This window comes from Brevundimonas vesicularis (assembly GCF_027886425.1).
Taxonomy (GTDB): Bacteria; Pseudomonadota; Alphaproteobacteria; order Caulobacterales; family Caulobacteraceae; genus Brevundimonas; species Brevundimonas vesicularis_C.
In genome coordinates this window covers 1,793,126-1,806,641 of record NZ_CP115671.1, presented here as the reverse complement: position 1 = coordinate 1,806,641, position 13,516 = coordinate 1,793,126, and the positions used below count along the sequence as shown (strand labels likewise).

The 13,516-nt window shown below is 64.8% G+C and carries 22 protein-coding genes and 2 pseudogenes; 3 read left to right on the top strand and 21 right to left on the bottom strand.

Annotated elements, in window-relative coordinates:
* Nucleotides 1-173: 173 nt before the first annotated feature.
* The 20 genes and pseudogenes from PFY01_RS09360 to PFY01_RS09265 form a co-directional block, all read right to left on the bottom strand.
* Nucleotides 174-593, bottom strand: coding sequence for a thermonuclease family protein (locus PFY01_RS09360; RefSeq protein WP_271041070.1), 420 nt, complete (start codon nt 591-593; stop codon nt 174-176).
* A complete protein-coding gene (locus PFY01_RS09355) occupies nt 590-1,264 on the bottom strand; it encodes a hypothetical protein (protein ID WP_271041069.1) in 675 nt (224 codons plus the stop codon). The genes PFY01_RS09360 and PFY01_RS09355 overlap by 4 nt, the downstream gene beginning before the upstream one ends.
* Nucleotides 1,261-2,154 carry a hypothetical protein gene (locus PFY01_RS09350; protein ID WP_271041068.1) on the bottom strand — a complete coding sequence of 298 codons (894 nt, stop codon included), beginning with the start codon at nt 2,152-2,154 and terminating at the stop codon, nt 1,261-1,263. Before PFY01_RS09350 ends, PFY01_RS09355 begins: the two co-directional genes overlap by 4 nt.
* Nucleotides 2,151-2,378, bottom strand: coding sequence for a hypothetical protein (locus PFY01_RS09345; protein ID WP_271041044.1), 228 nt, complete (start codon nt 2,376-2,378; stop codon nt 2,151-2,153). Before PFY01_RS09345 ends, PFY01_RS09350 begins: the two co-directional genes overlap by 4 nt.
* Nucleotides 2,371-2,601: a hypothetical protein gene (locus PFY01_RS09340; protein WP_271041043.1), complete on the bottom strand. Its 231-nt coding sequence runs from the start codon at nt 2,599-2,601 to the stop codon at nt 2,371-2,373. The genes PFY01_RS09345 and PFY01_RS09340 overlap by 8 nt, the downstream gene beginning before the upstream one ends.
* 107 nt (nt 2,602-2,708) lie before the next feature.
* On the bottom strand, nt 2,709-3,524 hold the full coding sequence (locus tag PFY01_RS09335) for a hypothetical protein (protein WP_271041042.1): 816 nt from the start codon (nt 3,522-3,524) through the stop codon (nt 2,709-2,711).
* Between the two features lie 264 nt (nt 3,525-3,788).
* Nucleotides 3,789-4,580: a methyltransferase gene (locus PFY01_RS09330; protein WP_271041041.1), complete on the bottom strand. Its 792-nt coding sequence runs from the start codon at nt 4,578-4,580 to the stop codon at nt 3,789-3,791.
* The gene (locus PFY01_RS09325; protein ID WP_271041067.1) at nt 4,581-4,748 is read right to left on the bottom strand and encodes a hypothetical protein; all 168 of its coding nucleotides are present in this window, start codon (nt 4,746-4,748) and stop codon (nt 4,581-4,583) included. It abuts the gene before it with no gap.
* Between the two features lie 223 nt (nt 4,749-4,971).
* Nucleotides 4,972-5,115: pseudogene (locus PFY01_RS09320) on the bottom strand (DNA methyltransferase); the annotation flags it as partial.
* Nucleotides 5,116-5,474: 359 nt separating this feature from the next.
* Nucleotides 5,475-5,921 (bottom strand): annotated as a pseudogene (locus PFY01_RS09315) (DNA methyltransferase); the annotation flags it as partial.
* A 51-nt stretch (nt 5,922-5,972) separates the two neighbouring features.
* Nucleotides 5,973-6,377 carry an HNH endonuclease gene (locus PFY01_RS09310; protein WP_271041039.1) on the bottom strand — a complete coding sequence of 135 codons (405 nt, stop codon included), beginning with the start codon at nt 6,375-6,377 and terminating at the stop codon, nt 5,973-5,975.
* On the bottom strand, nt 6,374-7,087 hold the full coding sequence (locus PFY01_RS09305; protein WP_271041038.1) for an exonuclease domain-containing protein: 714 nt from the start codon (nt 7,085-7,087) through the stop codon (nt 6,374-6,376). The genes PFY01_RS09310 and PFY01_RS09305 overlap by 4 nt, the downstream gene beginning before the upstream one ends.
* A gap of 2 nt (nt 7,088-7,089) precedes the next feature.
* Nucleotides 7,090-8,193 (bottom strand): phage recombination protein Bet, encoded by a 1,104-nt coding sequence (bet, locus tag PFY01_RS09300; protein WP_271041066.1) that lies wholly within the window; start codon nt 8,191-8,193, stop codon nt 7,090-7,092.
* On the bottom strand, nt 8,193-9,197 hold the full coding sequence (locus tag PFY01_RS09295) for a PD-(D/E)XK nuclease-like domain-containing protein (protein ID WP_271041035.1): 1,005 nt from the start codon (nt 9,195-9,197) through the stop codon (nt 8,193-8,195). Before PFY01_RS09295 ends, bet begins: the two co-directional genes overlap by 1 nt.
* 70 nt (nt 9,198-9,267) lie before the next feature.
* Nucleotides 9,268-9,471 carry a hypothetical protein gene (locus PFY01_RS09290; RefSeq protein ID WP_271041034.1) on the bottom strand — a complete coding sequence of 68 codons (204 nt, stop codon included), beginning with the start codon at nt 9,469-9,471 and terminating at the stop codon, nt 9,268-9,270.
* Entirely contained in the window at nt 9,468-9,647 is a 180-nt protein-coding gene (locus PFY01_RS09285; protein WP_271041033.1) for a hypothetical protein, read from the bottom strand. Before PFY01_RS09285 ends, PFY01_RS09290 begins: the two co-directional genes overlap by 4 nt.
* 2 nt (nt 9,648-9,649) lie before the next feature.
* A complete protein-coding gene (locus PFY01_RS09280; protein ID WP_271041032.1) occupies nt 9,650-9,964 on the bottom strand; it encodes a hypothetical protein in 315 nt (104 codons plus the stop codon).
* Nucleotides 9,964-10,437: a hypothetical protein gene (locus PFY01_RS09275; protein ID WP_271041031.1), complete on the bottom strand. Its 474-nt coding sequence runs from the start codon at nt 10,435-10,437 to the stop codon at nt 9,964-9,966. The genes PFY01_RS09280 and PFY01_RS09275 overlap by 1 nt, the downstream gene beginning before the upstream one ends.
* 389 nt (nt 10,438-10,826) lie before the next feature.
* On the bottom strand, nt 10,827-11,549 hold the full coding sequence (locus PFY01_RS09270) for a hypothetical protein (protein WP_271041030.1): 723 nt from the start codon (nt 11,547-11,549) through the stop codon (nt 10,827-10,829).
* Nucleotides 11,546-11,920 (bottom strand): helix-turn-helix domain-containing protein, encoded by a 375-nt coding sequence (locus PFY01_RS09265; protein ID WP_271041029.1) that lies wholly within the window; start codon nt 11,918-11,920, stop codon nt 11,546-11,548. The genes PFY01_RS09270 and PFY01_RS09265 overlap by 4 nt, the downstream gene beginning before the upstream one ends.
* 120 nt (nt 11,921-12,040) lie before the next feature.
* Between PFY01_RS09265 and PFY01_RS09260 the strand changes: the two genes are divergently transcribed.
* On the top strand, nt 12,041-12,259 hold the full coding sequence (locus tag PFY01_RS09260; protein WP_271041028.1) for a helix-turn-helix domain-containing protein: 219 nt from the start codon (nt 12,041-12,043) through the stop codon (nt 12,257-12,259).
* 10 nt (nt 12,260-12,269) lie between these two features.
* On the opposite strand, the gene PFY01_RS09255 is transcribed toward PFY01_RS09260, so the two are convergent.
* A complete protein-coding gene (locus PFY01_RS09255) occupies nt 12,270-12,542 on the bottom strand; it encodes a hypothetical protein (protein WP_271041027.1) in 273 nt (90 codons plus the stop codon).
* A gap of 107 nt (nt 12,543-12,649) precedes the next feature.
* On the opposite strand from PFY01_RS09255, the gene PFY01_RS09250 reads away from it, so the two are divergent.
* A complete protein-coding gene (locus tag PFY01_RS09250) occupies nt 12,650-13,105 on the top strand; it encodes a hypothetical protein (protein ID WP_271041026.1) in 456 nt (151 codons plus the stop codon).
* Entirely contained in the window at nt 13,105-13,434 is a 330-nt protein-coding gene (locus PFY01_RS09245; RefSeq protein ID WP_271041025.1) for a hypothetical protein, read from the top strand. Before PFY01_RS09250 ends, PFY01_RS09245 begins: the two co-directional genes overlap by 1 nt.
* The last annotated feature ends 82 nt before the right edge of the window (nt 13,435-13,516 follow it).

Genomic DNA, 13,516 nt, shown 5'->3' with positions numbered 1-13,516 from the left:
TGGCCAAAAGCGCCTCGAGCGAACTTCTGGGGATAAGTGTCCGTCGCCCAACCTTGCGACGCTCCAGGCGCCCTCCGCGAGCAACGCGTAGATGGTCGCCTCGCTCAGGCTCATCGCCGCGCTCGCCTCTGCAATCGAGTAGGCCAGCTTGAAGCCGTTATCGTTCGCCGCGCTCATCTCCACACTCCCCTGCGTTCTCTCCGGGCTGCGTTCTCTTCGCGCCGGTATGGGTCTCCGAAGTTCGTCTCGCTGATGGCCAGGCCCTCGCGGACCAGCTGGGCGCCGAGGTCGCGGCCCCTGACCGTGCACACCGCGACATTGCGGCGATACCGATCGGTGTCGGCGATGGTGCAGCGAGCGCCGGCGCTGGCCAGCTGACGCGCGCGGGCAGCCGCGGCCGAAGCCGTGGACCGGGCGACAGGCGAGCAGGCCCAGACATCCGGCCGCTGGCGGCAGCGGGTATGAGGCGCGACCTCCCCAGCATCGATCCCTGCCAAGCGCACCCGGTGGCGCTCGCCGTCGGCGCTCACGCACCGGCCGCTGTCCCCGTCGCTCATGAGCAGGGTCGCGCAGATTAGGACGACGGCGCTCATCCCTCCCCTTCCCGGCCCGAAGCCTGACGATCTCGGCCATGGCAAATCGCATGACGGCGGCCTCGTTGCCGGCGCCCCAGCCTGCGATCTCGGTTCCGGCCTCCGCCATCTTCGAAAGGATGTTGTCGCGCGTCAGGCCTAGCCGGTCGAACCGCTGCTGGTCGTGCGCCACATCCCAGGCCGAACGGGTTGGGTCCAATACGGTCACGTCGTTCATTTCCTCTCCCCTTCCCATTGCGGGCGAGGAAGGCGCGTCCTCTTTCGATAAGCGGTTCGCGGTCAAGAACGACGCCAACGTAGAACATCTCGCCGTCTGCGCTGGTCCAGTGAGGACCATGCCTATTGTAGAGGTCTATAGTGCAGCCGAACTCTTCGACTGTTTCGGCGATAATAGCCCTCGCCTCCTTCAGTTCAGCGATCAGGGCTTTGATGGTGGCGGGGTTGGCGGCTGCTACAAACTTTGCGCGTTCAAATGCATCGCCAAGGCTTGGAGCAGATTTCCAGTCTTCGGGATCAGTCTGAGCCAGAAAATCGGCAATAGGCCGATCACCTTCGACCACGAATCCGCCACCTCCAAGTGTCCATGACTTCCCACCCGCCTCATCCGCCAGCTTCTCCAGCGCGTCTAGGTCGATGACCTTTTTGGTGGCTTCACCGATATGGTCGGTCATGCGTCACCTGTCGGGGCGGCGGGAAGCGGCATCCAGTGGGTGGCCTCTTTGTCGGGCGCATCCTGTTGCCCCCAAGGCCGGTCATCGTAGGACCACTCACCAAGGGCATTGCAGATCGCGAGGCAGAACCAGCCTTTGAAATCCTTGTGTCCGAGCATGACGCGCTCCTGTCGAGGCGCGGTGCTGATGTCCTGCCACCCGCCCCCTGGCAGCGGCGATGCGGGGGCGGCTGCGACAAGAAGCTCATATGCCCGTTCGATATGTGGCCCGAGTTTCATGGCCTCTGCCGCGCCGATCTCAGCGGACAGGTTGAACGCGGCGGTTTCTAGTTGCTGCGGTGTGGCCCTTACAGGCACCAGGCGCAGCGCATCGGTGGGGGTCTGGGTCATTGGGGCGTGTCCTGGGTGTAGGGCGGCGTCGATGCGCTTCACCGCGTGTTTTGCAGCGCCCGCGACGGTTCGATCTGTGGTCAGCGGACAATCAATCGCATCCAATGTCCCGCGAGCCGCCTCCAACGCTTTCGCCAGCCTATCCGCTCGGGCTTCGGCTGCGGTGGCTCGGACCTGCCATTCAGAAGCACAGGCTGATTGCTGGACTATGATCCGATCAGCGGCCTCGGCCTTGGCTTTCCACTCATCTGCCAAGTCGCTCCAGATCGTTTCGTTCGCCTCTGCGCGCCGAACAGCCTCAGCAAGCGAAGTGATCTCGGCTTGAGCGGATGCGGCGGTGACGAGGGGCGCTTCTAGGGCAACGTGCAGGGCGTTCAGTACGACGAGCGCGCCCGGTACGTCTGCATCGGATCGGTGAAGGCGCTCCCAAGCCTGATGCAGCAGCCCGTTCAGATCGACCAACTCCAGCCCCGACGTGTTCGCGTTAGAGGGGGCGGTCAAGGGAAGGGCTCCATTTTCTGAAAGACGTGCTTTACTGAGCGCGCCAAATGCTTGCGGATTGCTAGAATGCGGGTTCCATCGGGCTTGGTGAAGATTGCGCGCATAGACAAGATGTCGTCGTTGTCGCTCAAAATCGCCTCGACATTTTCGGGGCCAGTCCAGTCCTTGCCGACCAAGAACATGTCTCGGTCTGCGCCGCCGATTGATTGCCACTTCTCAGCCATCACTCTCCCCTTCCTTCGCGGCGGTCGATTTCAGGGCGGCGGCGTGCGCGACGATGGAAAGACAGGCACGGCAATCGACCTTCTCTCTGGTCTTTTTCCAGCGGTAATCGGTGCGATCCACATGACCGCACAATGTCTGCCAGCCCATTATGCCAGGCGCGTCGTAGTGAACGATCTTGCGGCCCATTTCCCGCGTCTCCGCGTCGGCGGTATAGCGGGCCATCTACCTCCCCTCCGATTTCAGGGTGGCGAGAACCATCGCCTCGATGTTGGAAAGCGCACCCAAGGCCTGAACAAACGAACCGTCAGCACCGCGCTTCACTTCTGCCGTCACGCGATCAGCCAAGTCTTGCAGCACCCTGTCGGCATCGGCGGCGGGGGCGGGGATGGGTGGGCGTAGAGGGGCTGGACTTCCGGCCATTCCAGGTCTTTTCGTGGCTCCTGATCTGACAGCCTCCACGGTGTTTCGCCATTGACCCTGTAGCGCCACGCCACAGGCTCCCCCGCCGCCCCTTCGTCCTCGGCCTCGGCTTGCATAGCCGCCTTCAGGCCTTTCAGGTCTTCGGTGTAGGGCGTGATGTCTGGCTGTTCGTCCTGGGCCTCGGCTCGGGCGGGGGTGGTGACGTTCTGAGGACCGGAATAAACTGGCGTCACAGAGCCTCGACCGGCCATCAGCGGGACAGGTTCGCCCTTCGGAACGAAGACCATGCCGACACCAGATTTCGGCGCGACCAGATGACCAAGGAACTCCCCCTGCTGGCCTCCCAAGGCGGAGCGGGCGGATAGGAGGGCGAGAAGGTCAGCATAAGGAACCTCGACAGCCGCGCTCGACAGGCTGTCTTCAACCCATGTCGCGCGTTTGCTTTGAGGAACAAGGTTGCGGGCCTCATCTCTGGCCTTCATCCGACGTGCATTAAGCCGGTCTTCTAGCCGCGCCGCCGCCTTCCGCGTCTCTCCGCTCGGTTGGGGGTGCGTGTCGTTGCCAGTGTGCGCCAGAGCCACCGCCCGCTGGTCGTCAGTTAAGGTCGCCAGGAAGCCGCTCGGTTGGGGGTGGAGGGCTACAACCTCATGGCCTTCGGTCAGGGCGGCGACAGCGGCGATCCGCGTTCCGGTCCAAAGCCAGCCGCCGTCGCTTTCACGGATCAACCATCCGCCCGGCCCGACGGCCTCCCCTCCGACCCGCTCGCTTTGACCGGAGCGGTGGGGGCTTCCTGACGATCTTGTAGGCCACCACATCTTTCGGATCGGTGCGACGTGGGCTGTGCAACCAGTCGCAGAATGCGCTCGCACCTTCGTCTTCCGTGCCGTCGCGGTAACGGACGCGAACGCGCGTTGCGGGCGGGTGCGGGCGCGGTCCTCCGCTCCATGTGGTCCAGTCCAGCGGGCCGGGTGTGGGGGCTTGGGTCGCGGTCATGCTGCGGCTCCGAAGAGGCTAAGCTGACCATCATTGTGATGGTCGGCGATGATAGTCGGTGTGCGGAGCGAACGTGCCTCCGCGTAATCAGCGAGGGCGATCTCGACTTTGGGAGCCGCGCCGCGCCAGTCGCCGGCCCAGACGGAGCAGTCGATGCCGCAGTTTGGGGTCAGGTCGATCTTCGTTCGATCGCGGAAGCGTTTGGCCTTCTCGCTTCGGCTGTCTGGCTCGAAACTGGGCCTACCGCTGTAGGCCCAAGGCACCGATCCAGCAGGAAGAATGAAGGTGGCGTTGTCTGCGTAGCGCTCGGCGCGCTCGACGATGGCGAGGTCAAAATCGCCTATGCCATTCAGGCGGCCGAACGGCGGGTTGCTGATGACCCAATCAAACCGGCCGATGTCCAGATCTGACATCGCATCGGCGATGATCCAAGTCGCCTCCGGGAGGAGCTTCTGGCCGATAGCCGCATAGTCAGGATTGATCTCGACGCACGTGATCTGCGGCGTTGGACCTGAGTTCACCCAGCACCGCCGCTGATAGACGGCGTAGGACAGCACGCCGATACCAGCACATAGGTCGAGCACGCGCGGGCCGCCCACCTCAAGCTCAAACGTCCAGGCCATGTCGAGTGGTGTGAAGAAGGCGCCCGCCGCGCTGTTCACGTGATTTGCGGATTCCTGCCAGTTATCGAACACAAACTCCCGCTCTTCTTCCGTCAGCCTGTCTTGTTTCAAATACCCAAGCGCCCGCACGTGGGCCTTGATCTGCGGCTTCGTGAGCTTCGCCATCTACGCCTCCCCCTCATTTGCGGGGCTGTCTTCTCCGGTGGGGCTCGGACGGTTCGCATTCATCACCTCGGGCAGTCGATCCAGGCCGACGAGGTGGATGCCGAGTGTCACGGCTTGCAGTTCAGCGATCAGCCGCGCGTTGTTTGGTTGTCCCTGCTTCTCCCCCATCAGACGCGGGCCTCCGATTGGGCGCGGAGGATCAACCGGCCCTCGACGGTGTCGATGATGCTCGCCCCTTCCAGCTTCTCGATCAGCGATGTGATGGTCTGGTCAGACATCAGGCGGCGACCTCTATGGCTTGGAACATGCCCTGCTCGGTCGAGATGCGACGGCGCGCGATCTCGGCGTATTCGGGGTTCAGTTCGATGATGGTGCAGTCGAGGCCCATGCGGTCAGCGACAAGGGCCGTGGTCCCGGCGCCGCCGAAGGGGTCGAGGACGGTTCCGCCGGCGGGGCAGCCCGCCTGCAGGCAACGTTCGGCAAGCTCGGGCGGAAACGTGGCGAAGTGGGCCTCACTGAACGGACGCGTGGCGATGGGCCAGACCTGAACGGGCGCCGGTTCATAGTTGCGGAGGTTCCGGCCCTCGCCGCGTGGCGTCTGCTCGATGCCGGTATGGTTGATGTGACCAGCATGGCGCGGCCCAGCAACGTCCGCCGCGCGGATTTTTCTCGACGTTCTGCCTCCGGAACAGCGGAACCAAGGGTGTGACGACCATGCGTGGAACGACCCCGGACAGCCTTCATTGGTCGTTCGGGTCGCGTGCCTCCGTTCGCCCTATCGGACCCGCCCTGCGCTTCAATGTCTTGGGCCAGCCGCGAAACAGACGCCGTGGCGAGACCCTGCCGCACCGCGTCCCCGTCGTAGTGGTATCGAGGCGCCCGGCTCAGCAGGAAGATCTTTTCGTGCGATGTCGCCGGCCGGTCATTGATGCTCTCGGGCATCGGGTTCGGCTTGGCCCAGATGATCTCCGAGCGGACCCACCAGCCCGCCTCCTGCAGGGCGATGGCCAGCCGGTTCGGGACCATGCAGAGGTCTTTCGCCTTCAGCACGCCCTGGATGGTCGAGAACGGCTTGTCGCGGAACGTCCGGTCATCCGTACCCGCCGCCTTCGTGTCGGCCGCGCTTCGTCCGTTCGGCGAAGTGGCGTAGCAGTCGCCGTAGTTCAGCCAGAGGGTGCCCGTCGGCTTCAGGACGCGGCGAACCTCTTCGAACACTCCGACCATGACGGACAGGTGCTCGCCGAGCGTCGGCTCAAGGCCGATCTGCCCGTCGACGCCATAGTCGCGAAGGCCCCAATAGGGCGGCGAGGTCACGACGCAGTCCACAGAGTCCGCTGGCATTTCGCGCAGCCGGTCACGGACGTCACCGATCAAGATCGTCACGCCCATCCTCTAGCCCTCCCTGTTGGAGGAAGAGGCGGCGCCATCGTTCGCGGCCTGGGTCCGAGCGGCCTTCTTCGTCAGCTTTATCTTGCCGTCGAAGCCGCGGGAGACGGAGCCGAAGCCCCGCGATTGGATGGGCCTGCGAACGCGATTAGTGCCGGTTTCGCCAGCCAAGCGCTTCACCTTGCCGCGCGCCTTTGCCTCGGCCGCCGTCTTCTGCTTGTGGCAGTCGACGCAGAGGGCTTCGAGGTTGTCGTTGGCGTTTGACCCGCCAGACCAGAGCGGCAGGATGTGATCGACGTCCACGGCTGGCGCGTCACAGTAGGAGCGCTTGCAGATGCCGCCCTGCCCTTCGATCACGGCGTCGCGTCGGGACTTGCTGACGGCGCGCTTCTGAATCTCGACGGCAGTCATCGTCCCGCCCTCCGATCAAGCTCGCGCTGGGCGTTCCACTTCAGGTCCGCCTCCATGCTCGGCTGGGCCAGCATCCACGACAGGAAGCCGGCGTCGACCTCGGGCCACGGCTTGCCCCGGAACTTGCCGATCGGGCACGTCGGAAGCACGCGCGGCTCCTTCGTCCAGGCGACCAGATCCTGATCGGTCGCGCCGGCTGCGAAGAGCGCCTTGAGGATATGGGCGGTGACATAGGCGTCAGGCCCGGCCCGGTGCGGCGGCATGGCCGTGTCGTGGTCCAGGGTCAGCAGGCCGCGATCTTCCAGCCAGTAGCGTAGCACGCCGTTCGAATGGGCCGGGGCGTCTGGCCAGACCCGAAGGGCCGCTTTCAACGTACAGATCGAGTGGGCGCCGTGGTCGCCGAGGAAGCGGTTCTCAAAGTCCAGGTTGTGAGCGACGATAGCCGACAAGACCGGATCACCTTCGAACAGTCGCGCTCGGGTGTCCGCGAAGGATGCGAGACCGGCGACCTCGGCCGCGCTGATGTGGTGGACAGCTCGCGTTTCGGGCGGAATGGACTGCACGCCGCAAAGCCACGAAACCGGGCTGCCGACAGTCCATTCGCTGGGGTCGTCGCCTGAGCCGATCAGGTCGCAGTATCCGACCTCCACCACTTCGGCCGGCGGCTCCATGCCCGTCGTCTCGAAGTCGATGACGCGAAGAACGACCATGCTCAGCCCTCCTTCGCAGCGATGATGGCGGCTTCCAGCGCCTTCGCCTTGCTGAGGTCGGTCGCCTTCAGGATGGCAAACTTCGCCAGCTCTTTCCGGTCCTGCTCCAGATGCGCAATCTGCTCCGGCCGCATGAACGGCAGGTCTTCGATCAGCTTGTCGGCCCAAGCGATGACATCGACAGCCGAGCCCGTTCCTTCAACGGCGTTGGCCTCAGCGGGCCCGGCTGTCTGGCCTCCTCCAGTGATGGGGAGATCACCGGGGAAGGTTTCGCCCGCGTCGGTCTGGTCGGAGGCACCGTCGGACGCGGGCTGTTCCGAGGCGTCGGAGGGGGCCGCCTCGAAATCTGGAATCTGATTGTCGGGGTCGCGCGGGTCGAAGCCCTGCTCGCCATGCACGGTCGTGAAGCCTTCGCGCGGGCCATCGGTCGGCGCGGCGAGACGGGCTGCCAAGTTGGGCGCCGGGCGGTTGGTCACATCGCGGACAGAGCCGAAGGCCTGGCCCTCGACCTCTTCCGCCGCGTATTCATTGCCGATCTCTTCGGGGAATGCCCGACGGAGCGCGGCAGCCTCGGCGCACTTTTCCAGCTGACCACGCGGACGCTTGGCCCACATGCTGTTCGGGGCTTTCGTGTCGCGCTTGGCGGTGGCGTAGGTCTCGATCCAGTAGGTCTTCGGACCGACGAAGGCGACGCGCTGCCCGGCGATCAGGCGATAGACCGTGCATTGCGCCCACTCGGGATAGCGGACGTCGACGCCCCCGAGCTTCTCCTCGACCATCGGTCCGTATTCGGTGTCTTCGAAGCCGGCGAACGATCCGGTGCGCATGGCCGTCGTGCGCAGCTCGGCAATGCCAGGCCAGACGGTGTCGACCATCCCGCCGCGTTTGCGGTCGTAGATCGGGACGATCTGGACAGGCTTCTTAAAGATGTCGAGATTGCGGGCCCGGCAGTAGGCCAGAGCCATGATGATGCTCTCGGGGCGCTCGGCGGCCGGGAACACGGCATCGGTGAGGACGCGCCACGACGACTGATCGACACCCGGAAAGCGCTCGGCGATGGCGGGGTGATAGGGCAGACGCGGCCCTTGGATGGCGACGGCATTCATCAGGCAGCTTCCTTGTTCGGGGTGTTGTCGTTGTCGCTGGCCTCGGCGGCGGCGATCTCAAGGCGCTCGTCGATCCGCTTGGCGGCCCACGGCGGCAGGGTCAGATATTCGGCGTCGCGGCGCGTTCCGCCTGGGCCCGGCCATTCGCCTGTCGCAACGCACTCGGCGAACTGATCGATGGAACGGCGCAACTGCATCCGCCCGCGCTCCAGATCGGCGCCGGTCAGCACGGTCACGCGGACGCAATGCGGCGGGGCCTTCTCGACCCAGACCAGGGCGAACTCTTCCATGGGGCGGCCGAGAACAGCCTCAGAGGCCATGCCGACCAGCGCGGCCTGCATGTGATATCCGTAGTTGGCCAGCGAGCGCTCCAGGCTGTCGTCCGACACGCTGTCGGCGGTTTTCAGATCAGCGAACAGGCCAGACGACGACGGGATGTTGTCGGGGCGGCTCTTGAGCCATGCGCCCGTCTTCTCGTCCTTGAAGATCAGGGATCGCTCCACGGCGCCGTCGAGGATGCCCGACTTAACCAGCGGGTGGGCGCCCAGCGAACGGGCCATGCCGGTGATCGCTTCGAGCTCGGCGTCGGTGATGATCGTCAGGCCAGCCTTGATCTGCTCGGCCTTCCACTCCTTCGCCGCGTCTGTGCGCCAGTCCTTCCACTTCGAAGGGCGGATGACGAACTCAGCGTCGAAGCCTTTCCGGCCGAGATACAGCAGATGGTGCGCAGCCTTCCCGATGGAGAAGTGCGGGCGCTCGGGCTGATCCCTGGGGACCATGACCTCGACCCCGTCCACGACCTGCAGGACGAAGCCCGCCGGATTGTAGGGGCTGGCGTGGAAATAGTGCGCCGGCGACTGGCTCCAGATCGTGCGGAGGCCTGACGACGAGATCGACGGGCCGACGCACAGGTCGCCGTGATACTCGGCCATCGACAGCGCATAGACGCCTGGGACCGAAACCTTGCCGGGAGGTGGCAGCGGTAGGGGGTTGGAAAGGCTCAAGGCTTCCTCCGAACCGGGATTGAGAAGATCGCCAGCAGGCCCACGGCCGCGACGAGGATTTGGAAGGCGATCACAGCGACCAGAGCGCCCCTAGGACGAGAAGGCCGATGCCGAGGACGAACACGGCGCGGATCAGGTTGACGGGGTAGCGGCGGGACTTCGGCGCGGCCCGGCTGGCGGCGAGGACGGCGTTGCAATGCCGCTCGTTCCAGCGCTCCCTGACGCCATCCCATTCGGGATTGGCCAGGGCGCCGGTGATGGGGTGGCGGATCATGCCAGCACCAGACGCAGGGCCTTCACCGCGTCCTCTGCTGCACGATTGGCGGCGTTGCGGGCAGCGATGGCCGATGCCGGGCAGTCATGCTCGGAGATCCGGGTGAACTCGCCGTCGGGACCGACGAGGGCCACAGCATAGAGACGCTGGGCGCCAGGGCAGACGATGGCTTCCATGGTCAGGCCGCCTTCTGCATGACAGCCGGCGGCGGCGCGTCGTTGCCCTCGGCCTCGCGAATGGCGCGGACCAGATCGAGAAGCTGAACCTCGTGGACGCCGTCGAACGGAGCCTCAGACGTGATCGCCAGATCAGCGGCGACCGGGATCATCGCCCTCGCCTGCTCGACCGTCAGCCAGCGGCGGGTCGAGCGTTGGAGGATGCGGTTGCCCTCGACGATGAAGGTCTTGAGCCGCGTTGGCGGGACCAGACCGGGATCAACCAGCGCGGCGGCGTTGGCGATGATGGGGCGGATGGTTTCGGAGACGTGGCGCATCAGGCCGCTTCCTCGACCTGGGCGTTGTCGTTCACAGCCGGAACTGCAGCGTCGGCATAGGTGAAGACGCCGACCAGACGATCGGTCCAGGACCGGCCTAGCCAGCACTGCGACGCCGCCTTGCCGAACTGGCAGGAGATCATCTTGGGTTCGGCGCCGCCCGTCTCGGACACGACGCCGGCATGATGACCGTCGCGGCCCATGTCGAAGACCAGCACGTCGCCGGGCTGAGCCGCAGCCAGGGTCGTCAGCTTCATGCCGCGGTTGAAGAACTGGCCCATGGCCATCCAACGATCGCGCGGACCCCAGCCCGGCAAGAACGAAGGAGCCCGGCCGCCGAAGCATTGAGCGATGAAGGTCCAGCCGTTGAAGCAGTCAGCCTGGACCGGCGACGAGACGTAGGCGTGACCGATCAGCGAGCGCGCGGATTCAAGCGCGGCGGATCGGTCGATGTTGGCGGGATGGATAGACATGGGTCACTCCGTTTCGATGGAGTAATTGTGCACCACATGCACAATCTGTGTCAATAATTATTTGCATGGGATGCACAGCCAGCCCGACAGAAACGGACGTAGGGAGCAGCACTAGGGCTGGACTCCTGCATCGTCAGCCGGAATCAGTGTGTGCATGATGCGAACGATCTACTGCGTTCAGCCCTATCAAAGGTCGGCCGGAAGGCTGGTCCCCGGACACATGCGCCGCCTGCTAAGCCAAGACGCGGCGATACGGGCGGCGCGTGCCTACAAGGGCGCGGCTGCGGGCGTGGTGGTGTTTCGGGTGGTGGGGTCACCGGAAGCCGACTTCTGGACAGACCCCATACTGATTGCGCGGTCTGGGGCAGTTCCGGCCGAGGCAGCCTAGGCTAGGAGGCCGCTGCTGTGCGCGACCTCAAAAGGCGCGCGCACTGTGTTTCATCCAGCGCCATCTCCGGCGCGCCCTGCAGTCCATCGACATATTGAGTGGAAAGCCACTTGCTAGCCGGGTCTGAAGCCGCTGGCGTTGGAAGATGGCGGGCCAAGAGGTCGTCATGTCGTGCCGGCGAAATCTGGCTCTTGCACATGCCGAGTGCGAGCAACAGTTCCCCCGTGGCGAAAACTTTGCTCGTTTGCCAGCTGGCCTTGCCATAGCCCTTCAGCAGTTCATCGGACGCGGCCTGGCGCGCTGCGGCCCGGACATCAGGTGGCTCAGCCGTGAAGATGCCAACTGTGATCGGATCGGCGGCGGCCTTTGCGCAGAGCGCTTCGTGCCGATCAAACATAGCGTCGACGATCCGTTGGGGCTCACCGCCAGATTCCAGCGCATCAAGGTCGCGGGACAGGCCCTGTCGAAACAGCGTGGTTTGCCGGCCAACAATGTCGCCCGACCAGCGATTTATCGTTGCCTCATCCACCCCGCCCGCGCTGGCCTCATCCACAATGCGGGTAACGAGCACATCGGTAAAATCGTCGGCGACGACATAACCGAGCTGGGGGCAAGTGGCGCCCACAGCGACATATTGGCTGACGGTATCGACCCGAGCGTATACTCCGACCTGGCTTGGGTCGACGTCGGTTTGCACCGCGAAAGCCGCTAGCAGCCCGATCATCCGTCCGTCCCGGTCTTTAGCCCGCTCAGCATCTTGAGCGCGACAGGACGCTGGGCGGCCGGGATCTGATCCATGATCGTCCAGATGCCTTCCGGGTCTTCCGGGTTTCGCATGATGAGCGATGGCACATCGGTGCCGTAAACTTCGGCCAGCACCTCAAGGAGCCGCTGATTGTAGGGGTTCTTGAAGCTCTCAATCCGGCTCAGGGTCGAGTGGCTGAGGCCGATCTTGTTCAGGTCAACCTCCTCGCCTTCAGCGACGACGCGATCCTCGAACAGCGCCTCCGCCTTGTCGCGCACGCCCTGGAGGGAAAGCCCAGAGGCTTTCCGCCATTGGCGCAAATAGTGCTTGGGGCGTTCGCTGTGCGGCATGTGCACATTCTCGCGCACCGTGAAAAAGCCAGCCAGCGGCCACCGTGCACAATCGCCTTGACCTGTTATGTGCATGTGGTGCACATTCTGCGCATGACGCAGACCAGGCTTGATCGATGGATGGGTTCCGAGCGGGACGACCAGTGGCTGGCAAACGCCGTCGGCTGCAGTCGATCGCAGGCGTCGCGCATCCGGCGCGGTAAGTCCGTTCCCTCTCTGGAGACCGCCGTTGCGATTGAGCGGGCGACCAAGGGCAAGGTGCGTCCGGCCGATCTGCTGGCCCCGGCGCCCTGCCCGACCGCCGCCAACGACGACACCGCCACCGAGAAGGCGGCCTGACGTGTCCACCTCACCGGCCCGCCTCCCTCTGGTCGTCGAAACGCTGGTGGTTGCCGACGCCGCCTATGGGACAGTGATCGAGATCCAGAAGCTGGCCACCGACGGTCGCCAGTCTGACGCGCTGGCTCTGCTGGCGCTTCTTGCCGAAGGAATGGCCGCGCACCGCCCGATCATCCGGGGCGTCCTCGCCGCCGAGCGTCAGGCCGCACAGGCTTACGATCTCACGCAGAGGCCAACAGTCCGCGTCCTCGCGAGCATCGGTGTCGCCCAGCCACATCCTCACGCCGCGAACTCTGAAGCCCAATCGCCTTCTCCCGAACAGCCAGGCCCCTCCGTCGCCTGACCGGCCCCTTCGGTCATCTGGAAACCCGCCCGGAACATCCGCAGCACATGAACAAGCTCAGCCATCGTGAACACGCCCGGCTCGCCCGCGAGCTGATCGACCAATGCGGCGGCCTGGAAGAGGCGGCCGGGGCCTGCCGGGTCCGCAAGTCGGCCCTGTCCGGCTATCAAAACCCCGAAGACCCCTCGACCATGCCGGCCGATGTCATGGACGCGCTGGAGGAATACGCGGGTCAGGGCCCGGTCTATTCCGGCGCCATCGCTGAACGCCGGATGTTCCCGACGAAGGTCACGGGCTGCCTCAAGGAACTGGCCTTCGACCTCGCCCAGGAGAGCATGGACGTCGTCACCGCCGTTCGTGAGGCCCTGGCTGACGACCGGCTGTCCCCCAACGATCTGGACGCCATCTGCCGCGCCGAGCGCGACGCCGAAGAAGCGCTTGAGCGGGTCCGCGCCGTGCGCCGTGCCGCCGAGAACGCCACTGATGATCGGAGGGCAGCCTAATGTGCGACTTCAAACCGGGCGACGAAGTGCAGGTGATTGCCGTTGGACCAAAGTCCGGCCGCTTCATCGCAGTTGGTCAGATTCACACCATCCGCGAAGTGTCGCTGCTGGTGGATGGCGAGGGGCAGAACTACGCCAACATGCACGGTGAAACCGTTGGGGTGAAGCTGGTCGGCATCAAAGCTTGGAAGCCCAACTCCGTTCACACAGACGGTCATTTCAGCCCGAGACTCTTTCGCAAGCTTCAACGTCGCGACCTGAGCGCATGGCTGAAAACGGCGACAGACTTTGAAGAGCCGACCCGCGCGCCTGTCGTGGAGCCTGCCTGATGGGCGCCCTGCTCTACCGCCTCCACATCGCATTCCAGGCCTTCGCCCATGGCGTCACCGACCTGATCACCTTCGCCTCGCA